Here is a 26,834-nt window from a genome sequence, read left to right as displayed (position 1 = left end):
AAGAGTGAACTGGTGCGGTCAGTGGTGGTCGTCGGCGAACTCGGACTCGAGGGCCTCGATCTCGTCCTGGTCGAGATCCAGCAGCGCGAAGTCGGAGGGGGTGTGGCCGCCGGCCGACGGGTCCGCGGTGTGCGCGGCGACGCCTTCCAGCAGCTCCAGCCAGGCCCGGCCCAGACACTCCGCCCGGCTCTCGTCGAGCAGCCCTCCGGGCCAGCTCAGCGTGAGGGTGAGCAGCGGCCCGTCCGCGGTGTCCGCCACCACGGCGCCGGCCTCCAGCGCATGCGCCACCGGCATGTCGGGGTCCGCCGTACCGGCCATCGCCGCGCCCCCGGCCGTCTGCCAGGCGCGGACCGGTCCGTCGTCCGGCCCGGCGGCGGCGAACCGGCCCAGATAGTTGAAGCCGATCTCCGGCACGGGCAGATCCGCCAGCACCCGTGCCGTGTCCGGGTTCGCCCAGCGCAGCAGACCGTGTCCGAGGCCGTCCCCCGGTACCGCCTGCACCTGCTCCTTCACCCGTTTGACCAGCGCACCGGCGCAGGCACCGCCGGCCGCGGCATCGTCCAGGTCCAGATCCGACACGTCCAGCAGCAGCGGATGCACCGCCGTGAACCAGCCCACCGTCCGGGACACGTCCATGCCCTCCGCCAACGGCTCCCGGCCGTGCGCCTCCACATCCACCAGCAGCCCACCGACACCGGCCTGCGGACGCCGGCGCGCCACGGCACCCGCCAACGTCGCCAGCAGCACCTCGTGCACTCCGCAGTGGAAGAGCGCCGGGGTACGCCCCACCAGAACGGCACTGCGCTCGGCGGCCAGCGTCCACTCACGGCGGGAGAGAGTCCGGACGGTGTCACGCCCCGGATCCAACCCCCGCGCCCCAACCACCGACAGCCCACCGCCCCCGTCCACCTGCGCCGCATCGGCCCCATCGACCCCGGCCACATGCTTCGCACCGGTCCCGGGCGCCTGCAACCTGTCGGCCCCGACCACCGGCCGCCCATCAACCCCGGCCGCCCGCACCCCGTCGGCACCAGCCACCCACGACTCACCGGCCCCGGCCGCCTGCAACCCGCCGGTCCCGGGCGCCTGCGGCCCATCAACCCCGGCCACCCACGCCCCGTCGGCCCCGGCCCCCTGCAACCCGTCAGCGCCAGCCACCCGCGACCCATCGACCCCAACCACCCGACGCCCACCAGCCCCAGCCGCCCGCACCCCGTCGGCACCAGCCACCCACGACTCGCCGGCCCCAGCCCCCTGCAACCCGCCGGTCCCGGACGCCTGCGGCCCATCAACCCCGGCCACCCACGCCCCGTCGGCCCCGGCCCCCTGCAACCCGTCAGCGCCAGCCACCCGCGACCCATCGACCCCAACCACCCGCCGCCCACCAGCCCCAGCCGCCCGCACCCCGTCGGCACCAGCCACCCACGACTCGCCGGCCCCAGCCCCCTGCAACCCGCCGGTCCCGGACGCCTGCGGCCCATCAACCCCGGCCACCCACGCCCCGTCGGCCCCGGCCCCCTGCAACCCGTCAGCGCCAGCCACCCGCGACCCATCGACCCCGGCCACCCGCCGCCCACCAGCCCCAGCCAGCAGCTCCACCCAGCCGTCCAGCTCCGCCACCCGCTCCGCGCGAAGCGCCGACCGCTCCAACTGCCGCGCCCAGGACCGGAAGGAAGCGCCACCCGACTCCAGGACACCCTCCGGCTTCCGTCCCGCGGCCACGGCCTCGCAGGCCGCCCGCAGATCCGGCATCAGCACCCGCCACGACACCCCGTCGACCACCAGGTGATGAGCCACGACGACCACCCGGCCGACGCGGTCCGGTCCGGCGTCCACCCACACCGCGCGCACCATGACACCCGCCGCCGGGTCCAGCGCCGCGACCGCGGCCCGGGCCGCCTCCCCAGCCACGTCGTCGAGGCCGCCGTCGGGAACACCGACGGCGTCCACCCGCACCACCCGGCCGGACAGATCCACCGCGTCGGCCTCCGGCACGACCAGCACCGGGTGGCCGTCGGCCCCGCCCCGCACACCGCCCCGCAGCATGGGGTGCACGGCCAGCACCGCCGCCAGCCCCGCCGTCAGCACCTCCGTCCCCAGCCCGGCAGGCGCCCCGACCGCCATCCACTGCGCGAACCCCGCCCGCAGCGCGTCCGCACCCAGGGACCGCATCACCGGCGTCCACGGCACCTCACCGACACCGCCGTCCTCGGCCTCCTCCGCCCCGTCCCCGGTCACGACCGCCACCAGCGCCAGCCGCTCCGGTGTCTTCTCCTCGAAGACCTGGCGAGGCGTCACCACCCACCCGGCCCGCCGCGCACGGGAAGCCAGCAGCATCGACATGATCGAGTCACCGCCCAGCTCGAAGAACCCGTCCCCGACCCCGACCTTCTCCAGCCCCAGCACCTCGGCGAACAGCTCGCAGAACGCCTTCTCCGCGGAGCTCTCGGGCGCCCGCACCTCACCCGCCGCGACCTCCGGCACCGGCAGGAGGGCCCGATCCACCTTGCCGTTCACCGTCAAGGGGAACGCGTCGAGCACGACGACCACCGACGGCACCATGTACTCCGGCAACCGGGTCGCCGCATGCGCCCGTACGTCCTCACCCGCCACGCCACCGACGACGTACCCCACCAGACGGCCATCCCGTACAACCGCCACCGCCCGCTCCACCCCCGGATGCGCAGCGAGAACGGCCTCGACCTCACCCAACTCCACCCGGAACCCACGGATCTTCACCTGCGCATCCGCACGCCCCACGAACTCCAACCGACCATCCGCAGTCCACCGAGCCAGGTCACCGGAGCGATACATCCGCCCCCCACCACCCTCGAACGGACACGCGACGAACCGTTCCGCCGTCAAGCCAGGCCGATTCACATACCCCCGCGCCAGACCACCACCAGCGACATACAACTCACCCACCACACCCACCGGCACCGGCCGCAAAAACGCATCCAACACATACGTACGGACATTGCCCAAAGGCCGACCAATCGCAGGCGGAACGTCCCCACCCGAGATCCCCTCCTCCAACAACACCGCAGTCGTGATCACGGTCGCCTCGGTCGGCCCGTACGTGTTCCACACCCGAGCACCCGCACGCCACTTCGCCGCCAGCCCCGCCTCCAGCCGCTCGGCACCCAGCACCCAGTTCCCGACCCCGGCAACAGCATCCGGCTCCAACGCCCCGAGCAGCGACGGCACCACACTCGCCACCGTCACCCCGGCTTCCTGAAGCATCCCGGCCAGGGCAGCGGGGTCCAGCCGCTCCTCGGAGGTGGCGATCGCCAACGTGCCACCACCCGCCAGCGTGACCGCCACATCCAGCACCGCCGCGTCGAAACTGAACGACGCGAACTGCAACGCCGTGACACTAGGTTCGACACCCAGAACGGGCCTCATCACCGACGCCAGATTCGCCACGGAAGCATGCGCGACAGCCACACCCTTCGGCCGCCCCGTCGAGCCCGACGTATAGATCACATAGGCCAGCTGGTCCGAGCCCACCTCCGGCAGCACACCGGAGTCACTCACCACCTCATCCAGCACCACACCCACCGGCACACGACCAGCCGTCTCCTCAGAGACCAGCACCACCTCAGCCCCGCTGTCCGCGACCATGAACGCCAACCGATCCGACGGATACTCCGGATCAAGGGGCACATACGCCCCACCGGCCTTCCACACCCCCAAAATCGCCACGACCATCTCGGCACCACGCGGCAAGCACAGCCCCACCCGCGACTCCGCCCGCACCCCACGCGCCACCAACCCACGCGCCACCGCATCCGACCGAACATCCACCTCCGCATACGACAACGCCCGGCCCCCCGACCACAGCGCCACCGCCCCCGGAGCCTCAGCCACCCACCCCCGGAACCGCTCCACCACCGACGACGCATCCACCTCCCGCCCCGTCGCGTTCCACTCCCCCACCACCGCAGCCCGCTCGGAGTCGTCCAGCAGATCCAGAGCGCTCAGCCGCAGCAGCGGATCGGCCGCCACCTGCTCCAGCACCCGCACCAGTCGGCGGGCCATCCGCTCAGCGGCGGGGCGATCGAAGAGGTCGGCGCGGTGGTCGAGGCGGATCTCCAGGCCGTCGCCGGGGGTGACACCCAGGGCCAGCGCGAAGTTGGTCGACTCACGGAGTTCCGTGGCCGTGAGCGCGAGGCCGGCGCCGAGGGGCTGGGCGTCGAGGTCGCCCGGGTAGTTCTCGAAGGCCAGCAGGGTGTCGAAGGTCGCGCCGGGGCCCGCGGCGCGCTGCACCTCGCTCAGCCCCACGTGCTGATGGTCGAGCAGCGCCGACTGCCGTGCGTGCAGTTCCGTCAGGGCCTCGCCCACCGGACGGGCCGGGTCCAGATCGACGCGCACCGGCAGGGTGTTGATGAACAGGCCGAGCATCGTCTCCATGCCCGTGAGTTCCGCCGGGCGCCCCGCCACCGTCGCTCCGAACGTCACCGAACGCCGGCCCGTCAGCTGCCCCAGCACCAGCCCCCAGGCCAGCTGCACCACCGTGTTCAGGGTCACGCCGGTGCCACGGGCGAGCCGCTCCAGATCGCGCAACAGGTCGACGCTCGTGCACTCGGTGACCCGGTCCAGGACGACGGACGTCGCCGCGCTCGGCTCGGCCGGGGCGACGAGCACCGACTCCTCGACCGGCGCCAGTTCGGCCCGCCACGCCGCCAGCGCCGCCGTCTTGTCCCGTCCGGCGAGCCACGCCCAGTACGGGCGCGACGACACCGGCGTACCGAGCCCGTCCGCTCGGCCGCCGGCCGCGTAGAGCGTCCACAACTCCCGCAACACCAGCGGCAACGACCAGCCGTCCAGCAGCAGATGGTGGAGCGTGACGACCATCCTCGACCGCGCCGCGCCCTCACGGACCAGCGCCACCCGCAGCAGCGGCGGTGCCGCCAGGTCGAACCGCGCGGCCCGCTCAGCGACGGCCACCCGGTCCGCCGCGTCATCGTCCAGGCACGTCAGGCCTGTCACATCGACCTCGCGCCACGGCAGTTCGGCCCGGTCGACCACGACCTGCACGGGTCCCGCCGCGCCCGCGACCTGGACGAACCCGGCCCGCAACGCCGTATGCCGGTCGAGCAGCGTCTGCCAGGAGGCGCGCAGTCGGGCTCCGTCCACCTCGCCGTCGAGCGTCAGGACGAGCTGCTCGACATAGACGTCCACGCCGTCCTCGTCGAAGAGCGAGTGGAACAGCAGGCCCTCCTGGAGCGGCGCGACGGGGAGGACGTCCACCAGTCCTCCCGTGACCGTCGCCTCGATCTCGTCGACGCCCGCCTGGTCCAGCGCGACCAGCGGGAAGTCCGACGGCGAGTGGCCGCCCGCCCCGCGCCGGACGTCCGCGACCAGCGTGGCGAGCCGGTCCGCCCACGCCTCCAGCAGTCCACGCGCCCGGCCCTCGCCCAGCAGCCGCGCCGGGCAGTCCAGCCGCAGCTCCAGCACCGGACCGTCCTCCGTGTCGTGTACCGCGCCCAGCAGCTCCAGGGCGTGCATCACCGAGGCGTCCGGCGCGCTCCCGGCTCCGAAGCCCTCCCCGGCGCCCGCTCTCCCGAGGAAGTTGAAGCCGACCTGAGCCGACGGCAGGGCCGCCAACTCCCCTGCCGTGTCCGGACGGCCGTACCGCAGCAGCCCGTAGCCGAGCCCGTCCCCGGGAACGGCCCGCACCCGCTCCTTCACCTCGGGCACCGACATACCGGCGCCCGCGCGCAACCGCACCGGACGGGAGGACGTGAACCATCCCACCGTCCGGGACAGGTCCTGGACGCCGTCGCCGTCCGACAACGGCTCGCGGCCGTGTCCCTCGACGTCCACCAGGAACCCGTCCACCCCGGCCCACGCGCCGACCGCGTCGGCGAGACCTGCGAGCAGCACCTCGTCCACCCCGGCATGGAACGCCGTCGGCACCACCCTCAGCAGCGCGGCCGTGACGTCCGCCGGCATCGACACCGACACCTCACGCACCGTCGCGCCGACATCCAGGGCCGGGTCCAGCGGCACGTCGGTCAGCGGTGCGTGCGGCCCGTCCAGCACCGCCCGCCAGGACGCCAGCTCGGCCAGCCGCTCCGGCCGCCCCGCCTGCGCCGCCAACTCCCGTGCCCACGCCCGGAACGACACCGGAACCGGGTCCAAGTCCACGGCCCGCCCCTCGGCGAGGCTCTCGTACGCGGACCACAGATCCGGCAGCAGCACCTGCCAGGACACCGCGTCGACGACCAGATGACAGGCCACCACGACCAGCCGCCCCGCCACCTCGGCCCCCGCGTCCACCCACACCACCTGCACCATCACCCCGGCCGCGGGATCCAGCCGCCGCACAGCAGCAGCGACCTCCGCCCCAGCCGACGCCGCCGGATCCGCACCGCCGTCCGGAACCCGCGTCACCACCCGCTCAACCGGCACCATCAACCGCTCAGGCACGACGAGCATCCCGCGCTCCGCCGCCAGCCGCGCCCGCAACACCTCATGCCGCTCCACCAGAGCCGCCACCGCACCCCGCAGCGCCACCTCGTCCAGCCCCGCCGGCGCCTCCACCACCATCGACTGCACGACCTCGCGCACACCGTCGGCACCGACGCGGTCCAGCAGCTCCCGCATCACCGGCGTCAGCGGCACCTCACCCACGGCCGAGTCGACCGGCCGAGCACCACCCACCGAACCACTGGCCACCCCACCGACCGCCCCCGCCACCGCGGCCAGCGCCGCAGGCGTCCGCAGCTCGTGCACCTGCCGGGCCCCGACCACCAGACCCGCCCGACGAGCCCGCGACACCAGCAGCATCGCCGTGATCGAGTCACCGCCCAGCGCGAAGAAGCTCTCCTCCGCCCCCACGCGCTCCACCCCGAGCAACTCCGCGAACAGGGCGCACAGCACCTCCTCGCCCGCAGTGGACGGCGCCCGCCCAGCCCGCACCACACCCTCGGGCACCGGCAGGGCGGCCCGGTCGACCTTCCCGTTCACCGTCAAGGGGAACGCGTCGAGCACGACGACCACCGACGGCACCATGTACTCCGGCAACCGAGTACCGGCATACGCCCGTACGTCCTCACCTTCCGCGTCCCCGACGACGTACCCGACCAGACGGCCATCGCGTACGACAGCCACCGCCCGCTCCACCCCCGGATGCGCAGCGAGAACGGCCTCGACCTCACCCAACTCCACCCGGAACCCACGGATCTTCACCTGCGCATCCGCACGCCCCACGAACTCCAGCTGCCCGTCCGCCGTCCACCGAGCCAGGTCACCGGAGCGATACATCCGCCCGCCACCAGCCTCGAACGGACAAGCGACGAACCGTTCCGCCGTCAGATCCGGACGGTTCACATAGCCGCGCGCCAGACCACCACCAGCGACATACAACTCACCCACCACACCCACCGGCACAGCCCGCAAAAACGCATCCAGCACATACGTACGGACGTTGCCCAAAGGCCGACCAATCGCAGGCGGAGCATCCTCACCCGTGATGCCCTCTTCGAGCAGCACCGCAGTCGTGATCACGGTGGCCTCGGTCGGCCCGTACGTGTTCCACACCCGAGCACCCGCACGCCACTTCGCCGCCAGCCCGGCCTCCAGGCGCTCAGCGCCCAGGACCCAGTTGCCGACCCCGGCAACGGCACCCGGCTCCAACGCCCCCAGCAGCGACGGCACCACACTCGCCACCGTCACCCCGGCCGCCTCCACCATGGCCGCCAGAGCAGCCGCGTCCTGGCGCTCCTCCGCCGAGGCGATCGCCAGGGTGCCCCCAGCAGCGAGGGTGACGGCAACATCGAGCACCGCCGCGTCGAAGCTGAACGACGCGAACTGCAAGGCCGTGACGCCGGGTTCGACGCCGAGAACGGGACGCATCACGGACGCGAGGTTGGCCACGGAGGCGTGCGCGACGGCGACGCCCTTGGGACGGCCGGTCGAGCCGGACGTATAGATGACGTAGGCGAGTTGACCGGAGCCGACCTCCGGCAGCACACCGGACTCACTCACCACCTCGTCCAGCAGCACACCCCCGGCTACACGACCGGCCGTCTCCGCAGAGACCAGCACCACCTCAGCCGCACTGTCCGCGACCATGAACGCCAACCGATCCGACGGATACTCCGGATCAAGGGGCACATACGCCCCACCGGCCTTCCACACCCCCAAAATCGCCACGACCATCTCGGCACCACGCGGCAGGCACAGCCCCACCCGCGACTCCGCCCGCACCCCACGCGCCACCAACCCACGCGCGAGCGCATCCGACCGCGCATCCACCTCGGCATACGACAGCGCACGCCCCCCGGACCACAGCGCCACCGCCCCTGGAGCCTCAGCCACCCACCCCCGGAACCGCTCCACCACCGAACCCGGCTCAAGCACCCGCCCCGTGGCGTTCCACTCCCCCACCACCAGGCCGCGTTCGTCATCCCCCGTCACCCCGACCCGCCGCACCGGCGCCGAAGGCTGCCTGACCGCCCGCTCGACGAAGCCGACGAGGGACCGGTGGACCGCCCGCGTCCATGCCTGGTCGTAGAGCGCCGCGTTCGCCTCGACGGTGATCTCGATGCCCGAGGGCGTCCGGTCGATGAGCACGCCGAAGTCCTCGACGACCCGGGTGGACACGTCCCGTGCCACGCCCCGGCAGTCGCCGAAGGCCAGCTCCCCGGCGGGCGGCAGGATGTTGACGTACGGACCGAAGTGCCAGCGGTCGCCTTCCGGCCAGCCCAGTTCGCGGCGCAGCCGCTCACCCCGGTAGCGCTGGTGTCGGCGCAGCTCGCCGACGGCCTCGTCGGCGGTCCGTGCGAGGTCGAGCAGGCTCGCCCCGGCCGGGACCGGGAACCGTAGGGGCAGCATGTTCGCCCGGGTGAGGCGTGCGTGCAGGTCGGTGTCGGTCACGCGGCCGGTCATGGGCAGGCTGAGGAGCGCCTCGGACGACCCGGCCATGCCGCTCACGAAGGCGCCGGCGGCGGCGACGAGCAGCCGGGACGTCGGCAGGCCGGCGTCGGCCGCGGTGGTGAGCAGCGCGTCCACGGCGACGGGTGCCAGAGCGCCACTCGCGCGCAGCACGGCGTGGCCGGAGCCGCCGGAAAGGCCTGCGACCTCCGCCAATTCCGGACGGTCCGAGAATCGTCCGTTCAGATAACGCCGATCATCCGCGAATTCGGCCGAGTTCCGGTATCGCTCCTCCTCGTCAAGGGCCTCGCTCAACGAGACGACACCGGCCGGCGGGAATTCCCGGCCCGCCACGATCGCGGAATACAACTCGGCAACCCGGCGGGCGATCAGCGTGCACGCGTATCCGTCGAGGAGAAGGTGGTTATAGCCCTGGAACCAGCAGTACCGACCGGAATCAATTCTGAAGAGCACGAACGAGTGCAGCCGTTCCGCAAGCGGATTCTCCACCGCGGCGAGTTCGGCACGCATACGGCCTTCGAGCCACGTCCGCCGATCACCGTCGGCCTCGTCCCACTCCTCGAAGCGCAGCGCTCCCGGCCCTCGACGCCCGGCGTCCCGCGGCACGGCCCGCGCCTCGCCCTCCGCGTCCTCGACGAAGCGCACGCCCAGGATCTCGGTCTCCTCGACCGTGCGACGCAGCGCGGTCCCGAAGGCGGGCACGTCGAGCGCGCCTGTGATCTCGACGGCCTGCCCGACGCTGTAGAGCGCGCGGGGGCCCGCCAGGCGCTGTGCCCGCCAGATGCCCTCCTGGCTGTCGGACAGGGAAATGCCGCCGCCGGTTCGCTCGCTCATTTTCCGCCCCTCACCCCTAATTCCCTTGCCAAAGGAAAAGAGCTTCCACTCGGGAAGCTCCTGGGAATCTCACCCCGTGGACCGAAAGGCCCGGTGAAACGTCGCCTGAATCCGTTCTCGACCGGGGCCGGTCAATCAGAACGATACCTAGCGGACGGCGTCGTCCAACCGGCCGTTCTGGTCACTTGGACGCGGTTGCCGCGCGGGGCTGCGGCCAGACCGCATATCGCTCCCCGTCCTTGACAAGGAGCGGGAAGGAGAGTTCGACGACGAGTCCGCCGGCCGGCCCGGGGCGGGCGGTGAGGGCGGCGTCGTGGGCCGCGGCGATGGCCCGGACGATCGAGAGGCCGAGGCCGTGGTGGCCGTCGCCCGCGGTGCGGCTCATACGCTGGAACGGCTCGAAGAGCTGGCCGACGCGTTCCTCGGGGACGGCGGGGCCGGTGTTGGTGACGGTGAGGACGGCGTGCCGGTCGTGGCGGCGCACGGTGACGTCCACGGTCCCGTCGGGCACGTTGTAGTAGGCGGCGTTGTGGACGAGGTTGGCGACCAGCCGCTCCAGCAGCGCGGTGTCACCGGCGACCTGGGCCGGTTCGGTGCGGTCGGCGATGCGTACGCCCTGCCGTTCGGTGCGGGGCAGTTGGGTGAGCAGGACGGTCTCGACGACCTCGGCCAGGTCGACGGGCTCGGTGCGGTCCATGCCCCGCTCGCTGACGGCCAGGGTCAGCAGGGACTCCAGCAGGGCTCCCTGGTGGGTGCTGATCCGCAGCAGCCGCTCGAAGTTCTCGCGGAACGACTCGGCGGTGGCGTCGGGGTCGAGCAGGCACTCCTCCAGGAGGGCGCGTTCCACGGTGAGCGGGGTGCGCAGTTCGTGGGCGGCGTTGGCGACGAAGCGTTTGTGGGACTCCAGGGCGGCCTCCAGCCGGTCGAGGAGGCCGTCGACGCTGTCGGCGAGGTCGCTGATCTCGTCGCCGGGTCCCTCGACGGCGAGGCGCTCATGGACGTTGCGGGCGGAGATGCTGCGGATGCCGGCGGTGACGGTGCGCATGGGGCGCAGCACCCGGCGGGCCAGCAGCCAGCTGAGCGCGACGGAGAGACAGGCCATGATGGCGAGGGCGATACAGGACTGCACGAGCAGGTCGTGCATCTGGGCCTCGTGCATGCGGGCGGCCTGTTCGCGCAGCTGGGCGTCGAGCGCGAACTCGGGTGGCGGGGCGTCGCCGCCGCTCTGGCCGCCGGGCTGGATGTGGATCGTGGGCTGCAGGCCGTCGCCGCCGTTGATCTCGTACTTGACCACGCTGCTGTGGGTGGGCCGGTTGACCAGCAGATAGGTCATGCCGAGCAGGACGGCGCCGGAGGCGATGAACAGCAGGCCGAAGAGGACCGCGAAGCGGACCCGTACCCGGCGTGGGGTCAGGCGTCGGGCCAGGGCGCGCAGCCATGAGGCGGGGGCGGTGCGCAGGGCGCGGTCGCGTGCTCGGGCGAGCCGGGTGCGGAGGGGCGGCGCCATGTCAGACCCGGTAGCCCCGGCCGGGCACGGTCTCGATCACGGAGGCGTCGAGGAGCTTGGACCGGAGCCGGTTGACGGTCGCCTTGACGGTGGTGGTGCCGGGGTCGGCGACCTCGTCCCACACCTTGGCGAGCAGCTCGTCGGCCGGGACGGTCCGTCCCTCGGCGCCGAGCAGATAGGCGAGCACGCCGAACTCCTTGGTGGTGAGGGGCAGTTGGGTGCCCGAGTGGCTGACGGTGCGGCGCGCGGGGTCCAGCCGCAGGGCGCCGCGGACGAGTTCGGGCTGCCGCTCCGGGTGGGCGCGGCGGCCCAGCGCGCGGGTGCGGGCCAGGAGTTCGGGCCAGGCGAAGGGCTTGGCGAGGTAGTCGTCGGCGCCCAGGCCGAGTCCCTCGACGCGGTCGGCGATGGAGGCGGCGGCCGTGAGCATGAGCACCTTGGTGCGCACGCCCTTGGCGGCGAGTTCACCGCAGACCTCGTCGCCGTGCACGTCGGGAAGGTCACGGTCGAGGACGACGACGTCGTAGTCGACCTCCTCGACGAGGTCGAGGGCGGTCGCGCCGTCGTAGGCCGTGTCGACGGCGAGGCCCTGGCGGCGGAAGACTCTGGTGATCGAGTCCGCGAGCTCCGTGTGGTCCTCGACCACCAGTACCCTCATCATTCCCCCTACGAGACACGCGCCACGGACCTCAGGCTGCCGCACCCCCGGTCACACCCGGGTTACCTCCCTCACAGGCTGGCGTACGGCCTTCCGCGTCGCAACAACGCCCGCCGGGGTCCTCAGATCCGGTAACCGACGTGCGGGAGCGTCTCGATGACCGGTGGGTCGCCGAGCTTGCGGCGCAGCCGGCTCACGGTGACCTTGACCGCGTTGCTGAACGGGTCGGCCTCCCGGTCCCAGGCCCGCTCCAGCAGTTCCTCGGCGGAGACGACGGCACCGCCGGCGGCGAGCAGCACCTCCAGGACGGCCATCTCCTTCGGCGACAGCTCCAGCCTGCGCCCGCCGCGCAGCACGGTGCGGCGGGCCGGGTCGAGCTCGATGTCCCCGCGGACGAGGACGGGGGGTACGGCGGGCTGGTCGCGTCTGTCCAGGGCCTGGACACGGGCGATGAGCTCGGCGAAGGAGAAGGGCTTGGCGAGGTAGTCGTCGGCGCCGAGATCGAGGCCGTCGACCCGGTCGGCGAGCGTCCCGGCGGCGGTGAGCATCAGCACCCGCGACGGACAGCCCTGCCGCACCAGCGCCCGGCAGATCTCGTCACCGTGCACGAGCGGCAGGTCGCGGTCGAGTACGACGACGTCGTAGGCCCCGCTGGAGGCCCGGCTCAGCCCCTGCTCACCGTCATGCGCGAGCTCGACCTCCATCGCATGCCGCCGCAGCCCCCTCGCGACACTCTCCGCGAGATCCTTGTGGTCCTCCACGATCAGTACCCGCATGCCCCCACCCTGGCACCCGCCAGGTCACTCAGGGGTAACAACGACTGCTGGAGCCCCCTGTCGGATTCGAACCGACGACCTACGCATTACAAGTGCGTTGCTCTGGCCATCTGAGCTAAGGAGGCAGACGTACGTCTGTCGCGTACGCGCCCGTGCAGTGTACCCAGGTCCCGGCGGGGCCCTCTCGAAAATTTCGACGAAGTTCACATGCCCCGGACTACTGACAGATCCGGCAAACGCCAGGTAGCGTCCCTCCAAGTTCACTCGCGTGGACTACACCACCACCTTCCTACAACGGATCGTCCGGCACGTTCCTGCCGGTAGAAGGGGGCCCATCACCATGGCCACTGTCTCGTTCGACAAGGCGACCCGGATTTACCCGGGTTCCGACAAGCCCGCCGTAGACGCGCTCGACATCCAGATCGAGGACGGGGAGTTCCTCGTCCTGGTCGGCCCGTCCGGCTGCGGCAAGTCCACCTCGCTCCGCATGCTGGCGGGGCTGGAGGACGTCAACGGCGGTGCGATCCGCATCGGTGACCGTGACGTCACGCACCTGCCGCCCAAGGACCGGGACATCGCCATGGTGTTCCAGAACTACGCGCTGTACCCGCACATGACGGTCGCCGACAACATGGGCTTCGCGCTCAAGATCGCCGGCGTGCCGAAGGCGGAGATCAAGCAGAAGGTCGAGGACGCGGCGAAGATCCTCGACCTCACCGAGTACCTGGGCCGCAAGCCGAAGGCGCTCTCCGGTGGTCAGCGTCAGCGTGTCGCCATGGGTCGCGCCATCGTGCGTGAGCCGCAGGTCTTCCTCATGGACGAGCCGCTGTCGAACCTCGACGCCAAGCTCCGTGTCTCGACCCGTACGCAGATCGCGTCGCTCCAGCGCCGCCTCGGCATCACCACGGTCTACGTCACCCACGACCAGGTCGAGGCCATGACGATGGGCGACCGCGTGGCGGTCCTCAAGGACGGTCTGCTCCAGCAGGTCGACACCCCGCGCAACATGTACGACCGCCCGGCGAACCTCTTCGTCGCCGGCTTCATCGGTTCCCCGGCCATGAACCTGGTCGAGGTGCCGATCACCGACGGCGGTGTGAAGTTCGGCAAGTCGGTCGTGCCGGTGGACCGTGACGCGCTCTCCGCGGCCACGGACAAGACCGTCACCGTCGGTGTCCGTCCCGAGCACTTCGACGTGGCCGGCGCGGAGTCGGAGCAGGGTCTCGCGGTCACGGTCAACGTGGTCGAGGAGCTCGGCGCCGACGCGTACGTCTACGGCACCGCGAAGGTCGGCGACGACTCCAAGGACCTCGTCGTCCGCGTCAGCGGCCGTGACGTCCCGGAGAAGGGCAGCACGCTGCACGTCGTGCCGCGCGCGGGCGAGACCCACGTGTTCTCGACCTCGACGGGCGCGCGTCTGTCGGACTGAGCAGAATCCCGGGTAAATCACCCAGGTTGACGACAAGGGCCCCGCAGACGTCTGCGGGGCCCTTGTCGTGTGCGCGAGACGGCCGCCAAATACCCCGGCAGAACGGGCATTTCGAGCCGTGTGCGTCAACCCCTTACCCAATTCGGGGCACCAGTTCATCCCCCGAACCGGTGACTAAATGTCGCCAAATCATCACCCCGCGCTACCCTCACACGCGTGAAGCACTCCACTAACCAACAGACGCGACGCGGCCGGGGCCCCGCCCGCCGTATCGGCCGCACGCTCGCCCTTGTCCTGCCCGTCTTCCTGGTGCTCTCCGGAACCCTCGCGGTCACCCGGGTCAACTGGACGGGGAGCCCCTCGGACTCGGTGCTCACCGCCTCCGACATCTCGGCGGCGCGTGCGAAGGCCCGAGCCCCGCAGGACGTGCTGCGCGACAAGCTCCTCGCGGAGCTCCAGGAGGAGAACCCTGGTGTCGCGCTCACCCACCTCCAGGAGGCGGTCAACGACCGTCCCTCGCTCGCCAGGCACTGCGCCTCCATCGCCCGCGCGCTGGGCCGTGCGGCGGTGCGGGTGTACGGCCCGACGCGTGCGCAGTCGTACGCCCGGCCCGTCTGCGACACCTCCTTCGCCACGGGTGTGGCGGCCTCGCACACCTGAGGCGGCTGGCTCCGCAACAGCTGAACGGTCACCGGCACAAGCCGCGAGCGGGACGCGCCGTACAGTTCGGTCATGACCGATCCGAACGCCGCGTCCCGCCCCGTTCAAGCCGTCGTCCTGGCCGGCGGCCAGGGTTCACGGCTGCGCCCCTACACCGACGACCGGCCCAAGCCGATGGTCGAGATCCCCGGTACGGGGACGCCGATCATCGGCCATCAGCTTGTCTGGCTCGCCGAGGAGGGCGTGACCGACGTGGTGGTCAGCTGTGGCCATCTCGCCGATGTCCTGCAGCAGTGGCTCGACTCGGCCGATCTGCCGGTGAACGTGACGACCGTCGTCGAGCCGGAGCCGCTGGGCCGCGGTGGCGGCCTCAAGTACGCGGCGGCGCGTCTTCCGCACCCCGACAGGCCCTGGTACGCGACCAACGGTGACATCTGGACCCGGTTCTCGCTGCGCGAGATGGCGGACTTCCACACCGAGCGCGACGCGGTGGCGACGCTGGCGCTGGCGCGTCCACGGATCCCGTGGGGTGCCGTGCAGACCGACGGGTTCGGTCACATCACCGACTTCATCGAGGCGCCGCCCACGACGTACGAGATCAACGCCGGTGTGTACGTCTTCTCGCCCGAGTTCGCCGAGATGCTCCCGGAGCGCGGGGACCACGAGCGGACGACGTTCCCGCATCTGGCACGGGAACTGCGGCTGGCCGGCTTCCCGATCCCGCAGGGCGCGTACTGGCGGGCGATCGACACGGCGAAGGATCTGACGGAAGCCGCCAAGGAGTTGGCGGCGCTGGGGCGCTAGAGCAGCCTGTACGTCACGAAGGGCCCCGCACAGTCGCTGTGCGGGGCCCTTCGTCGTCGGGCCTGCGGTTCAGCCGGTGGGTTGCCCGAGGATGCCTCCCACCGGCCCGTCTACCCCAACAGGCCGCCTACCAGGCCCGGTTCACCGGAGGACGTGCCCCCCGTGTCCGTTCCTCCGCTGGAGCCGGTGCCGCCGGTGGAGCCGGTCGGTCCCGAACTGGTGCTGGGGGCCTGCTGGGCCGGGGAGGACTGCTGGGGCGGCGCCTGGCCGGTGCCCTGGGTCTGGCTGGGGGTGCCGGCCGTGCTGGTGTCGCGGGTGGCGCCCGGGGTGGTCGCGGCGCCGGTGGGGGTGGAGCCGGCCGTGGCGCCCTGGGTGGGGGACGTGGAGGCCGAGGGGCGCTTCTTGTGCTTGGCCGGGTCCTGCGGGAGCGGGGAGCCCGGGAGTTCGTTGCGCGGGGCCTCGCCGGGGCCCGGGACGACGACCCGGTCGGCGTCGCGGACGGCACCGCCGAGGAGCGAGCCGATGAGCAGGGTGAGGCCGATGACGATGGCGCTGACCAGGGCGCCGCGGCGCAGGACGTAGCGGCGCAGGTCCCAGATGTCGGAGCGGGGTCCGAGGCGGCGCCAGGCGCTGCCGGCGAGGCGGCCGTCGATGGAGTAGACGGGGGCGCCGGCGATGATCAGCGGCGACCAGGCGGCGAGGTAGATGATGTCCGGCGCGTCGTAGACGGGGACGCTCTTCCAGCTGACCGTGAGGAGCAGCGCGGCGGAGAGCAGGGCGCCGACGACGGCGGCGACGCGCTGCCAGCAGCCGAGGATGGTGAGGACGCCGACGATGACCTGGAGGAAGGCGATGACCAGGCCGGAGCCGACGGGGTGGTGCAGGGCGAACTGGCGCAGTGGCTCGGCGACTTCCCAGGGGTGCAGGGTGTCGAGCCACTTGACCATGGAGCCGCGCTTGCCGCCGTCGAAGTAGACGGGGTCGCAGAGCTTGCCCATGCCGGCGTAGATGGAGATGAAGCCGAGGAAGATGCGCAGCGGGAGGAGGACGACGCCGAGGTTCATCCGGCGGCCCGGGTAGTAGGCGTGCCGGGCGGGGTCGTCGCCGTGGCGCCTGCCGGGGGTGCCGGTCTCCTCGTCGACGGCTTCGGCGAACTGCTCGCCCGCGTAGGCAAGTTCCTCGTCGTAGGCGCTGCCGACGGTGCGCATGCCGGGCAGCAGGGGCTCGTGGGTGCGCTGGGCGCCGACGACGGGGGTCTCGACGGTCTGGGTCAACGCGTCGTCGTAGCCGGGGTCGTAGCCACCGTCGACGTCGATGCGGGGGATGACCTGGGTGGCGCCGGCGTCCGCGGCCGGCTCCTCGACCGGGCGGACGCCGCCTCGCACGGCCTGGAGCAGGCGGTGGGCGCCGGTGTCGTCGGGGGCGGACTTCCCGCTCCAGACGACCGGTCGGCGGCGCGCCGCACCGACGGCGGGCATCCGGGCGGTGTCCTCGGTGGCGCTCAAGTGCCGGGCGATCCGCGGGGATTGGGCCGCGCGTCTCGTCGTCGCGCCCAACTGCACGCGGAAGCTGGCGTGATTGACGATGATCTGCGCCGGATCGCTCGGCACCTTCACCATGCTCAGCGCGGGAGCGTCGTCGAGTCCGGAGGCGAATCCGGAGTTGAAGCCCGACGAGCGGTCCCCCGTGGGTGTGCGGGGTGTTCTGGTGTCCACACTCATCTAACCGAGTGACGTGTGTTTAGGACACTGCTTTGACTGCCCGGATCTGTCCGGACCCCGTCAAGCTTGCGCAGAACACCCCGATTACCCCGTACGGGTGAGGACGGGCACGCGTGTTCAGGCCCGTCGGCGCGCCGCCTCGTACAGCACGATCCCGGCCGCCACACCGGCATTGAGGGACTCGGCGCCACCGGGCATCGGAATCCGCACCCGGAAGTCGCAGGTCTCGCCGACGAGTCGGGACAGGCCCTTGCCCTCGCTGCCGACCACGATGACGACCGGGCCGTCGAGAGCCTCCAGTTGGCCGACCTCGTGCTCGCCGTCGGCGGCGAGGCCGACGACGACGATGCCCGCCTTCTTGTAACCCTCAAGCGCGCGCGTGAGGTTGGTGGCGCGGGCCACCGGCGTACGGGCGGCCGTACCGGCGGACGTCTTCCACGCGCCGGCGGTCATCCCGGCCGCGCGGCGCTCGGGCACGACGACACCATGACCGCCGAAGGCCGACACCGACCGGACGACGGCGCCGAGGTTACGCGGGTCGGTCACGCCGTCCAGCGCGACGATCAGCGGGTCCTCGCCGTCGTCGTAGGCGGCGCTCGCGAGGTCCTCGGGGTGCGCGTACTCGTACGGCGGGACCTGGAGGACCAGGCCCTGGTGGTTGAGGCCGTTGGTCATACGGTCGAGCTCGGGGCGGGGGGCCTCCATGAGGTTGATCCCACCGCGCTCGGCCGCGAGCTGGAGCGCCTCGCGCACCCGCTCGTCGTTGTCGATGAACTGCTGGACGTAGAGGGTGGAAGCCGGCACACCCTCGCGCAGCGCCTCGACCACGGGGTTACGGCCGACGACCATCTCGGACGTGCCCTTGCCGCCCCGGCCGCGCGGCGCGGGTCGGCGCGCCGCCTGCTTCGCCTTGGCGTTGGCGATGCGGTTCGCCTTGTGCTTCTTGCGCATCTCGGCGGGCGGCGTCGGCCCCTTGCCCTCGAGACCCTTGCGCCGCTGGCCGCCACTGCCGACCTGCGCGCCCTTCTTGCCGGACATGCGGCGGTTGTTGGCTGCCATGACCTACCTGTCCTACGTCGTCGAAATGTTCGTACGTCTATGAAGTGTGCCGCCCGGAGAGCCGGACGGCACAATCGATCTTCGTGACCCGGGTGGGACTCAGCGGGGGCCGAGGCTCCAGCGGGGGCCCTGGGGGCTGTCCTCGATGGCCAGTCCCGACTGGTTGAGCTGGTCGCGGATGGCGTCCGCGGTGGCCCAGTCCTTGCGTCCGCGGGCGGCCTCGCGCTGGTCGAGGACGAGGCGTACGAGACTGTCGACCACGCCGTGCAGATCCTCGCCGCGGTCGGTCTCGCCGGCCCAGTGCGGGTCGAGCGGGTCGAGGCCGAGGACGCCGAGCATGGCGCGGACCTCGGCGAGGCGGGCCACGGCGGCTTCCTTGTCGTCGGCGGCCAGGGCGCTGTTGCCCTGGCGGACCGTGGTGTGGACGATGGCGAGCGCCTGCGGGACGCCCAGGTCGTCGTCCAGGGCCTCGGCGAAGGCGAGCGGCACCTCGGCGGAGGGCTCGACATGGCCGGCCTTCTCCACGACGCGCTGCACGAAGCCCTCGATGCGGGCGAACGCCGACTCGGCCTCGCGCAGCGACTCCTCGCTGTACTCGATCATCGAGCGGTAGTGCGGGGTGCCGAGGTAGTAGCGCAGCACGATGGGGCGCCAGGCCTTGACCATCTCGCTGACGAGCACGCTGTTGCCCAGTGACTTGGACATCTTGTCGCCGGCCATGGTGACCCAGGCGTTGTGCACCCAGTACTGGGCGAAGTCGTCACCGAAGGCCTTGGCCTGGGCGATCTCGTTCTCGTGGTGCGGGAAGATCAGGTCGAGGCCGCCGCCGTGGATGTCGAAGGCGGTGCCGAGGTATTTGTGCGCCATGGCCGAGCACTCCAGGTGCCAGCCGGGGCGTCCGCGGCCCCACGGGGTGCCCCAGGTGGGCTCGCCGGGCTTGGCGGACTTCCACATGGCGAAGTCGCGCGGGTCGCGCTTGCCGGTCTCGCCGTCGCTCGCGGGCTGGAGCAGGTTGTCCAGCTCCTGCCGGGACAGCTCCAGGTAGCCGGGGAAGGAGCGGACGTCGAAGTAGACGTTGCCGTCGGCCTCGTAGGCGTGGCCGCGCTCGATGAGGCCCTGCATCATCTCGACCATCTCGGTCACGTGCCCGGTGGCACGCGGCTCGTAGGTCGGGGGCAGGCAGCCGAGCGCGGTGTAACCGTCGTTGAACGCCCGCTCGTTCTCGTACCCGATCGACCACCACGGGCGGCCCTGCTCGGCCGCCTTGGCGATGATCTTGTCGTCGATGTCCGTGACGTTCCTGATGAAGGTCACGTCGTAGCCGCGGTACTCGAACCACCGGCGCATGATGTCGAAGTTGAGCCCCGACCGGATGTGCCCGATGTGCGGTGCGGCCTGCACGGTGGCACCACAGAGGTAGATCGAGACACAGCCCGCTGTGAGCGGGGTGAAGTCACGGATCTGCCGGGCGTTGGTGTCGTACAGGCGAATAGTCACGGGTCCAGGGTAGTAGGCGATGCCTAGTGCATCGGACGGATGTGGATAACAGTCACCCTGCGGTTCTGACGACGAGCGCGGTCGCCACCGCCATCAGCCCCTCGTCGCGTCCCGGGAAGCCGAGTCCGTCCGTGGTGGCGCCCGACACCGACACGGGTGCGCCCGCCGCCTCGGACAGGATCTTCTGCGCCTCGTCCCGCCGCTTGCCGATCTTCGGGCGCGGTCCCACGACCTGTACGGCGATGTTCCCGATCCGGAATCCGGCGTCCCGCACGATCCGGGCCGCTTCCGTGAGCAGGACGACGCCGGAGGCGCCCGACCACTCGGGCCGCCCGGTGCCGAAGTGCTGCCCGAGGTCGCCCAGCCCCGCGGCCGAGAACAGCGCGTTGCACGCGGCGTGGGCGACGACGTCGGCGTCGGAGTGACCGGCGAGCCCCGGGCCCTCGCCCTCCCACTTCAGCCCCGCGCACCACAGTTCGCGGCCCTCTTCGAAGGCGTGGATGTCGGTGCCGATGCCGACCTGGGGCAGCGGCATCCCTTCCGGAACCTCAGAAGCCATCGTTGAGCCTCCTGCGGGCCAGGACCGCCTCGGCGAGGACGAGGTCCAGGGGGCGGGTCACCTTGAAGGCCTCCTCGTGACCGGGGACGACCACGACGGTGAGGCCGAGCTGCTCCACCATGCTGGCGTCGTCGGTGACGTTGTCGGTGACGGTCTCGTGGGCGCGGACCAGGGTCGCGCGGTCGAAGCCCTGCGGTGTCTGCACGGCACGCAGCCGCGCGCGCTCGGGGGTGGCGACGACCGGCTCGGGGTCGCCCGCGGCCGACGCGGGTTCGACCTCTTTCACCGTGTCGGCGAGGGGCAGCGCGGGCACGACGGCCGGTGCCCCGTCCCGTACGGCCTCGATGACGGCGTCGACGGTGTCCACCGGGACCAGAGGGCGGGCGGCGTCGTGGACGAGGACGATGTCGTACTCCGGCGGCAGGGCGTCCAGGCCGAGCTTGACGGAGTCCTGGCGCTCGGCACCGCCCGGGACGACCAGGAAGTCGGTGCGCTCGGGCAGGGCGTGGGCGTCGAGAAGGCTCTTGACCTCGGCGGCACCGTCGGGCGGGGCGACGACCACGACCAGGGAGACCGCGCGGGAGGCGGCCATCGCGCGGACCGCGTGGATCAGCATGGGGGTGCCGTTCAGCGCGCGAAGCGCCTTGGGGGCGCCCGGACCGAGGCGCACGCCCCGGCCGGCGGCCGGGATCACGACGGCGGTACGGGCTTCCGCGCGGCTTGTCGCGAGCGAGGAGCGCGAATCGTCAGACATCGGTTCCTGTCAGGTTTGTGTGCTCGGCCAACGTGGGTACGACAGACAGCGTGCCGGGCGCGACGCCTTGACCGGACCCTTCCGTGACGCGCCGGTCGAGCTAGCTGCCCGGGCCCGGCACGCCAAGTATCGGGGGCATCCCTCGAAGAATTACGGGCATGCGGATGAATGCCTGCGATTGCCCGCGCATGCGCACATGCCTTCGGGCATGAACATGCCGCAGCGCCCGGCGACAGCTTTTACGTCGTCATCGGGCACCGCGGCATTATTCAGTGTGCTGAGCCGGGCCTGGCGGCAGCGGGCGTCGTCAGGACGCGAGGACCTCGTCGAGCAGGGCCTCGGCCTTGTCCTCGTTCGTGTTCTCCGCGAGGGCGAGCTCGCTCACCAGGATCTGGCGGGCCTTGGCGAGCATGCGCTTCTCACCGGCGGAGAGTCCACGCTCGCGCTCACGACGCCACAGGTCACGGACTACTTCCGCGACCTTGATGACATCGCCGGAGGCGAGCTTCTCCAGATTTGCCTTGTAGCGACGGGACCAGTTCGTGGGCTCCTCGGCGTACGGCGCGCGCAGCACCTCGAAGACCCGGTCCAGCCCGTCCTGACCGACCACATCACGCACGCCGACGAACTCCGCATTGTCCGCTGGCACACGTACCGTCAGGTCACCCTGAGCGACCTTCAGCACCAAGTAGGTCTTGTCCACGCCTTTGATCTGGCGAGTTTCGATGGCCTCGATCAGCGCGGCCCCGTGATGGGGATAGACCACGGTGTCGCCAACCTTGAACGTCATGTGACAGGTACCCCTTCCGTGGCTATCCAGGGTAACACGGAAACTGCGGGTTCTGAATGGCGTTTTCGCAGGTCAGGGCATATCTCGGGGCTTGACAACAGCAACAGGAACGTGCTGCGGAGGCCGAGCGGAAGAAGGTATTCGCAGGTCGGAGCGGCTCTCCGGGGGAGGTGAAACGCGTACGTTACACGCATCCGGAGGCCTTCGAGAGAGGACGAACGTCCCCATATGTCTGGTTGCAGGTGTGCGACTTCCGCTACTCCGTTCGGTGCCCGGAGTCCGTTCCCCGCCGAATCCGGAATTGATCACGCACAATCATCGGCACCCACCGGATCACCCGTTGATCAATTCCGTGGGCGATCACGGATTCCTTCACGGAAGATTTGCGAGCGGATGCGCGGGGCTCTTATGTGAATGCCGGACGAGTACCGCTCCAAAGTGACCAGGGGGTCGCTTGTGAAGGCAGTGACTCGACCGCCGACTACGCCCTGCTGAGGGAAGCGGACGCCCCGAGGGGAGGGTCGGGTGCGATGACGCGGGAACGGCTCGGTAACCTAAGGCCGCTGACAGACACTTAGGGCGGCTTTATGCAGTCCCCGCCCGTTCGAGTCAAGGAGTTGCCGCCGCCGTGAGCAGCAGCCTTCGACGGGGCGCCCTCGCCGCCGCCGCCATCGCGTTCTCGATCGCCTCGCTCGCCGCGTGCGGCGCCGGCACCAACGCCCAGACGCTGGAGATCAAGCCGGACAACGCGGCCACCACCGTCGGCGACATCAAGGTGCAGAACGCCGTCGTCATCACCCAGCCCGACCAGGAGTCCACCGGCCCCGCCGTGATCTCCGCGACCCTGTTCAACAACGGCACCAGCGCGCAGACGCTGGACACGATCGCCGTGGACGGCGGCGGCACCGCCGCGCTCTCCCCCGCCAAGGGCAAGGGGAAGCTGACCATCCCGGCCGGCGGCTCCCTCGTCCTCGGCGGCAAGGGCAACGCCACCGCGGTCCTGGAGAACAGCGGTGAGGCCGTCCAGGACGGCAACGCCCAGAAGGTCACCTTCTCCTTCAGCAAGACCGGTGACGTGAGCCTGAAGGCCTTCGTCGTCCCGGCCCAGAGCTACTTCGAGAAGTGGGGCCCGACCGAGATGCCGTCGGCTCCCGCGGAGACCTCCGCCTCCCCCACCGAGTCCGCCACGGGCTCGGCGACCCCGTCGGGCGAGGCGTCGGCCTCCGCGACGGCGAGCGAGAGCGCGGCCCAGTAAGCAGCGGTACGACAAAGGGCGGGACCTCCCGGAAAGGAGGCCCCGCCCTTCGTTCGTCGTACGACGGTTTACGGCTCGAACTTGTAACCGAGCCCCCGGACCGTCACCAGGTACCGCGGCGCGCCCGGGTCGGGTTCGATCTTGGCGCGCAGGCGCTTGACGTGGACGTCGAGGGTCTTGGTGTCGCCCACGTAGTCGGCGCCCCAGACGCGGTCGATGAGCTGCATACGAGTCAGGACCCGGCCCGCGTTGCGCAGCAGCATCTCCAGGAGGTCGAACTCCTTGAGGGGGAGGTCGACCTTCGAGCCGGAGACCGTGACCACGTGACGGTCCACGTCCATGCGGACCGGCCCCGCCTCCAGGGCGGCCGGGGTGACCTCCTCGGGCTCGCCGCGGCGGCGCAGTACGGCGCGGATACGGGCGACCAGCTCGCGCGAGGAGAACGGCTTGGTGACGTAATCGTCGGCTCCTATTTCCAGGCCTACGACCTTGTCGATCTCACTGTCCTTGGCGGTCACCATGATGACCGGGACGTTGGAACGGCCGCGCAGCTGGCGGCAGACCTCGGTACCCGGCAGGCCGGGCAGCATCAGGTCGAGGAGGACGAGGTCGGCGCCGTTGCGCTCGAACTCGTCGAGTCCGTCGGGCCCCGTGGTCGCCACTGCGACCTCGAAGCCCTCCTTGCGGAGCATGTACGACAGGGCGTCGGAGAAGGACTCCTCGTCCTCGACGACAAGCACTCGGGTCACGGAAGGACCTCCGGGGCGGGAAGCGGTTCGTACGGGGATGAGTCGGTGGGCCCGCCGGTCTCGTCATCGAGTCCGGGATGGTGTGGTGCGCGGTCGCGGGCGGCCCCCGCCTCCGGCAGCCGCAGGGTGAAGGTGGAGCCCTGACCCTCGGAGCTCCACACCGTGACCTCCCCGCCGTGCGAGGCGGCCACGTGTTTGACGATCGCGAGACCCAGGCCCGTGCCGCCCGTCTGGCGGGAGCGGGCCGGGTCGACGCGGTAGAAGCGCTCGAAGATGCGCTCCTTGTCCTTGTCGGAGATACCGATGCCCTGGTCGGTCACGGCGATCTCCAGGAGGTCCCCGCCGGGCGCGGTCACCCGGCGGGCGGCTATGCCGACGCGGGTGCGGGCCGGGGAGTAGTTGACGGCGTTCTCGACGAGGTTGCCGAGAGCGGCGGCGAGCTGGCCGCGGTTGCCCCAGATCCTCAGGTCGGCCGTACCGCCGGAGGCCATGGTGATCTGCTTGGTGCCGGCCTGGTGGCGGCAGCGGTCGATGGCCTCGGCGACGAGCTCGTCCACGCGGACGGGCTCGGCGTCCTCCAGCGGGTCGTCGTTCTGGACCCTGGAGAGGTCGATCAGCTCCTGGACCAGGTTGGTGAGCCGGGTCGCCTCTATCTGCATCCGGCCGGCGAAGCGCGTCACGGCCTCCGGGTCGTCGAACGCGTCCATGACGGCCTCGGACAGCAGGGAGAGCGCGCCGACCGGCGTCTTGAGCTCATGGCTGACGTTCGCGACGAAGTCGCGCCGTACCGCCTCGATGCGCCGGGCCTCGGTGAGGTCCTCGACGAGGAGCAGCACCAGCCGCGACCCCAGGGGCGCGACACGGGCCGAGACGGCGAGGGCCTCCCCGCGCCCGGTGCCGCGCCTGGGGAGGTCCAGTTCGACCTGTCGTATCTCCCCGTCCCGTCTGGTGTCCCGGGCCATCAGGAGCATGGGCTCCACGGCCAGCTTCCCGCCCCGGACCAGGCCGAGCGCGTACGCGGCCGAGCTGGCCTTGACGACGGAGTCGGCCTCGTCGAGGACGACCGCGGAGGAGCGGAGGACGGACAGGACGGTGTCCACGCCCGGTGGAAGCACCGGGTCGGTGTGCAGGGAGGTACGTGTGGGGCGCTTCTGCTCCCGCTCGCTGAAGCGGAACGCCAGCATGGCGATCACGCCGGTGAGCACTCCGGCGATCGCTGCCGCTGCGGCGACCGCCGCGTTCACGTCCATGCATCCAGGTTAGGCACGGGATCGGTCCTGGCCACAGCCATCGGGGTGCGACCTCGAACACTCGTCGCCCAGAGTTCACCTTGGAGCCAGGGTTGGTTCATTTGGGGTGGCGGAAAACGACGCGTACGGGGTCGAACGTGGGAGCGTGGGGTTCACAGCGCCGGTTCTCCGGAGCCTTCCCGGGCTTCCCGGAGGCTGGTTCTGGCCCCCGGAACCCCCGAGGCAGACGTAAGAGAGGGACCCCTGATGCGGGACGCGTACCACGAGGAACTGGACTCGATCGGCGACGGTCTGGTGGAGATGGCCCGGCTGGTCGGGTCGGCGATCGGGCGCGCCACGACGGCCATCCTCGACTCCGACCTGAAGCTGGCCGAGAGCGTCATCGAGGCCGACCAGAAGGTGGACGACCTCCAGCACGAGCTGGAGGCGCGGGCCATAGCCCTGCTGGCGCGGCAGCAGCCGGTGGCGACGGACCTCCGGATCGTCGTCACGTCGCTGCGGATGTCGGCGGACCTGGAGCGCTCCGGCGACCTGGCCCAGCATGTCGCCAAGCTGGCCCGCCTGCGCTTCCCGGAGCGTGCCATCCCGGCCGACCTGCACGCCACGATCCTGGAGATGGGCCAGCTCGCGCAGCGCCTGATGGCGAAGGCGGCGGAGGTCGTCATCACCAAGGACGTCGACCTGGCGCTCCAGCTGGAGCAGGACGACGACGAGATGGACCTGCTGCACCGCACGCTCTTCCAGCACCTTCTGGACGACCGCTGGAAGCACGGCATCGAGACGGCCGTCGACGTCACCCTGCTGGGCCGCTACTACGAGCGGTTCGCCGACCACGCGGTGTCGGTGGCGAAGCGGGTGGTGTACCTGGTGACGGGTGAGCACGCGGACGAGCTGACGGCGGACATCCAGCCGGCGACGGGCGTCGAGGGCGCCTGAACCGGGCGTGCTGGCGCTTGTTCGGGGCGCGTACAAGCCTCAGTGCGCCGTTGATGCGACCTCCTGGGCGGGCATGCAATGAGCACAGGCATCCAGCCTGTTCCAAGGAGGGACCCATGGCCGAATCCCCCAGCAAGACACCCGACCCCACGCAGGAACGCGAGACCGAGCAGCCCGCCGAGGTCAGGAACCTGATGCTGATAGGCGCGTGCGGCTGCGGCTCGGGCTGCGGGTGCGGGTGCCAGTCGGGCAACCCCTGTCAGTGCGGCTGACCTACGTTCTCGTACGGCATGAAGGGCCTCGGTGTGCGTGTGCGCGCCGGGGCCCTTGGCTGTGCGTGCGTGCGGTCGCACGGGCGAGTCGCCAGGCGCAGCATGGAGAGGAACACGAGCACGAGCACGGAACGGGAAGGAGGTGTCGGACCATGACCCGGTTCATGGACGTACACCACGGCATGGAAGGCATCACCGCCGACCAGCTGCGCGAGGCCCACCAGGCCGACCTCGCCATAGAGAAGGACGAGAACGTCCACTTCGAACAGGCCTGGGCGGACCCGGAGTCCGGCACGGTCTACTGCCTCTCGGAGGCCCCCTCGGCCGAAGCGGTCCAACGCGTCCACGAACGCGCGGGCCACAAGGCGGACGAGATCCACGCGGTGACACTGATGGTGTGAGGCCGCTTCTACGATGCGGGCC

General features: G+C 71.2%; 19 protein-coding genes and 1 tRNA gene. 7 read left to right on the top strand and 13 right to left on the bottom strand.

What is annotated here, in order from left to right; translation table 11 throughout:
• Window positions 1-18: 18 nt before the first annotated feature.
• From OG885_RS24985 to OG885_RS24965, 5 genes are all read right to left on the bottom strand, one after another.
• Complete coding sequence (locus OG885_RS24985; protein ID WP_405735166.1) at window positions 19-9,738, bottom strand: amino acid adenylation domain-containing protein; 9,720 nt, start codon at window positions 9,736-9,738, stop codon at window positions 19-21.
• Between the two features lie 181 nt (window positions 9,739-9,919).
• On the bottom strand, window positions 9,920-11,245 hold the full coding sequence (locus OG885_RS24980; protein ID WP_405735163.1) for a sensor histidine kinase: 1,326 nt from the start codon (window positions 11,243-11,245) through the stop codon (window positions 9,920-9,922).
• Between the two features lies 1 nt (window position 11,246).
• Entirely contained in the window at window positions 11,247-11,900 is a 654-nt protein-coding gene (locus OG885_RS24975) for a response regulator transcription factor (protein WP_399962728.1), read from the bottom strand.
• Between the two features lie 122 nt (window positions 11,901-12,022).
• Complete coding sequence (locus OG885_RS24970; RefSeq protein WP_405735161.1) at window positions 12,023-12,676, bottom strand: response regulator transcription factor; 654 nt, start codon at window positions 12,674-12,676, stop codon at window positions 12,023-12,025.
• A gap of 48 nt (window positions 12,677-12,724) precedes the next feature.
• Window positions 12,725-12,801, bottom strand: a tRNA-Thr gene (locus OG885_RS24965).
• 215 nt (window positions 12,802-13,016) lie between these two features.
• On the opposite strand from OG885_RS24965, the gene OG885_RS24960 reads away from it, so the two are divergent.
• The 3 genes from OG885_RS24960 to OG885_RS24950 all read left to right on the top strand — a co-directional run bounded on the left by OG885_RS24960 (window position 13,017) and on the right by OG885_RS24950 (window position 15,569).
• Window positions 13,017-14,105, top strand: a complete 1,089-nt coding sequence (locus tag OG885_RS24960) for an ABC transporter ATP-binding protein (RefSeq protein ID WP_399962724.1) — start codon at window positions 13,017-13,019, stop codon at window positions 14,103-14,105.
• A gap of 216 nt (window positions 14,106-14,321) precedes the next feature.
• Window positions 14,322-14,765, top strand: a complete 444-nt coding sequence (locus tag OG885_RS24955; protein ID WP_405735158.1) for a hypothetical protein — start codon at window positions 14,322-14,324, stop codon at window positions 14,763-14,765.
• A 72-nt stretch (window positions 14,766-14,837) separates the two neighbouring features.
• Window positions 14,838-15,569 (top strand): NDP-sugar synthase, encoded by a 732-nt coding sequence (locus tag OG885_RS24950; protein WP_405735155.1) that lies wholly within the window; start codon window positions 14,838-14,840, stop codon window positions 15,567-15,569.
• 110 nt (window positions 15,570-15,679) lie between these two features.
• Here the strand turns inward: OG885_RS24950 and OG885_RS24945 are convergent, their stop codons facing one another.
• The 6 genes from OG885_RS24945 to OG885_RS24920 all read right to left on the bottom strand — a co-directional run bounded on the left by OG885_RS24945 (window position 15,680) and on the right by OG885_RS24920 (window position 21,949).
• The gene (locus OG885_RS24945) at window positions 15,680-17,290 is read right to left on the bottom strand and encodes a DoxX family membrane protein (RefSeq protein WP_405735152.1); all 1,611 of its coding nucleotides are present in this window, start codon (window positions 17,288-17,290) and stop codon (window positions 15,680-15,682) included.
• A gap of 117 nt (window positions 17,291-17,407) precedes the next feature.
• Window positions 17,408-18,349 carry a 23S rRNA (guanosine(2251)-2'-O)-methyltransferase RlmB gene (gene rlmB / locus OG885_RS24940; RefSeq protein ID WP_405735149.1) on the bottom strand — a complete coding sequence of 314 codons (942 nt, stop codon included), beginning with the start codon at window positions 18,347-18,349 and terminating at the stop codon, window positions 17,408-17,410.
• Window positions 18,350-18,448: 99 nt separating this feature from the next.
• A complete protein-coding gene (cysS, locus tag OG885_RS24935; RefSeq protein ID WP_405735147.1) occupies window positions 18,449-19,846 on the bottom strand; it encodes a cysteine--tRNA ligase in 1,398 nt (465 codons plus the stop codon).
• Window positions 19,847-19,898: 52 nt separating this feature from the next.
• Window positions 19,899-20,405, bottom strand: coding sequence for a 2-C-methyl-D-erythritol 2,4-cyclodiphosphate synthase (gene ispF, locus OG885_RS24930; RefSeq protein ID WP_405735145.1), 507 nt, complete (start codon window positions 20,403-20,405; stop codon window positions 19,899-19,901).
• A complete protein-coding gene (ispD, locus tag OG885_RS24925; protein WP_405735142.1) occupies window positions 20,395-21,159 on the bottom strand; it encodes a 2-C-methyl-D-erythritol 4-phosphate cytidylyltransferase in 765 nt (254 codons plus the stop codon). Before ispD ends, ispF begins: the two co-directional genes overlap by 11 nt.
• Window positions 21,160-21,466: 307 nt before the next feature.
• A complete protein-coding gene (locus OG885_RS24920) occupies window positions 21,467-21,949 on the bottom strand; it encodes a CarD family transcriptional regulator (RefSeq protein WP_003953493.1) in 483 nt (160 codons plus the stop codon).
• A 628-nt stretch (window positions 21,950-22,577) separates the two neighbouring features.
• Here OG885_RS24920 and OG885_RS24915 point away from each other — a divergent pair.
• The gene (locus tag OG885_RS24915; RefSeq protein WP_405735140.1) at window positions 22,578-23,204 is read left to right on the top strand and encodes a DUF461 domain-containing protein; all 627 of its coding nucleotides are present in this window, start codon (window positions 22,578-22,580) and stop codon (window positions 23,202-23,204) included.
• A gap of 68 nt (window positions 23,205-23,272) precedes the next feature.
• On the opposite strand, the gene OG885_RS24910 is transcribed toward OG885_RS24915, so the two are convergent.
• Both OG885_RS24910 and OG885_RS24905 read right to left on the bottom strand, forming a co-directional pair.
• The gene (locus tag OG885_RS24910; RefSeq protein ID WP_015659563.1) at window positions 23,273-23,953 is read right to left on the bottom strand and encodes a response regulator transcription factor; all 681 of its coding nucleotides are present in this window, start codon (window positions 23,951-23,953) and stop codon (window positions 23,273-23,275) included.
• Entirely contained in the window at window positions 23,950-25,203 is a 1,254-nt protein-coding gene (locus OG885_RS24905) for a sensor histidine kinase (protein ID WP_399962706.1), read from the bottom strand. Before OG885_RS24905 ends, OG885_RS24910 begins: the two co-directional genes overlap by 4 nt.
• Window positions 25,204-25,449: 246 nt before the next feature.
• On the opposite strand from OG885_RS24905, the gene phoU reads away from it, so the two are divergent.
• The 3 genes from phoU to OG885_RS24890 all read left to right on the top strand — a co-directional run bounded on the left by phoU (window position 25,450) and on the right by OG885_RS24890 (window position 26,812).
• Window positions 25,450-26,139, top strand: a complete 690-nt coding sequence (phoU, locus tag OG885_RS24900; RefSeq protein ID WP_405735137.1) for a phosphate signaling complex protein PhoU — start codon at window positions 25,450-25,452, stop codon at window positions 26,137-26,139.
• 116 nt (window positions 26,140-26,255) lie between these two features.
• Entirely contained in the window at window positions 26,256-26,411 is a 156-nt protein-coding gene (locus tag OG885_RS24895) for a hypothetical protein (protein ID WP_329337621.1), read from the top strand.
• Window positions 26,412-26,563: 152 nt separating this feature from the next.
• Window positions 26,564-26,812 (top strand): SCO4226 family nickel-binding protein, encoded by a 249-nt coding sequence (locus tag OG885_RS24890; protein ID WP_405735135.1) that lies wholly within the window; start codon window positions 26,564-26,566, stop codon window positions 26,810-26,812.
• The last annotated feature ends 22 nt before the right edge of the window (window positions 26,813-26,834 follow it).

Origin of the sequence: Streptomyces sp. NBC_00028, assembly GCF_045041065.1 — a bacterium.
Lineage (GTDB): Bacteria > Actinomycetota > Actinomycetes > Streptomycetales > Streptomycetaceae > Streptomyces.
Note: the sequence above shows the minus strand (reverse complement) of the source record. Positions and strands in the feature narration are given on the sequence as shown.

Coding starts and splice junctions, on each gene's coding strand:
- ispD (WP_405735142.1), bottom strand. CDS start 21,159: ATGTCTGACGATTCGCGCTCCTCGCTCGCGACAAGCCGCGCGGAAGCC.
- OG885_RS24895 (WP_329337621.1), top strand. CDS start 26,256: ATGGCCGAATCCCCCAGCAAGACACCCGACCCCACGCAGGAACGCGAG.
- OG885_RS24960 (WP_399962724.1), top strand. CDS start 13,017: ATGGCCACTGTCTCGTTCGACAAGGCGACCCGGATTTACCCGGGTTCC.
- OG885_RS24980 (WP_405735163.1), bottom strand. CDS start 11,245: ATGGCGCCGCCCCTCCGCACCCGGCTCGCCCGAGCACGCGACCGCGCC.
- ispF (WP_405735145.1), bottom strand. CDS start 20,405: ATGGCTTCTGAGGTTCCGGAAGGGATGCCGCTGCCCCAGGTCGGCATC.
- OG885_RS24985 (WP_405735166.1), bottom strand. CDS start 9,738: ATGAGCGAGCGAACCGGCGGCGGCATTTCCCTGTCCGACAGCCAGGAG.
- OG885_RS24950 (WP_405735155.1), top strand. CDS start 14,838: ATGACCGATCCGAACGCCGCGTCCCGCCCCGTTCAAGCCGTCGTCCTG.
- OG885_RS24945 (WP_405735152.1), bottom strand. CDS start 17,290: ATGAGTGTGGACACCAGAACACCCCGCACACCCACGGGGGACCGCTCG.
- phoU (WP_405735137.1), top strand. CDS start 25,450: ATGCGGGACGCGTACCACGAGGAACTGGACTCGATCGGCGACGGTCTG.
- OG885_RS24890 (WP_405735135.1), top strand. CDS start 26,564: ATGACCCGGTTCATGGACGTACACCACGGCATGGAAGGCATCACCGCC.
- OG885_RS24905 (WP_399962706.1), bottom strand. CDS start 25,203: ATGGACGTGAACGCGGCGGTCGCCGCAGCGGCAGCGATCGCCGGAGTG.
- OG885_RS24975 (WP_399962728.1), bottom strand. CDS start 11,900: ATGAGGGTACTGGTGGTCGAGGACCACACGGAGCTCGCGGACTCGATC.
- rlmB (WP_405735149.1), bottom strand. CDS start 18,349: ATGGCAGCCAACAACCGCCGCATGTCCGGCAAGAAGGGCGCGCAGGTC.
- OG885_RS24970 (WP_405735161.1), bottom strand. CDS start 12,676: ATGCGGGTACTGATCGTGGAGGACCACAAGGATCTCGCGGAGAGTGTC.
- OG885_RS24920 (WP_003953493.1), bottom strand. CDS start 21,949: ATGACGTTCAAGGTTGGCGACACCGTGGTCTATCCCCATCACGGGGCC.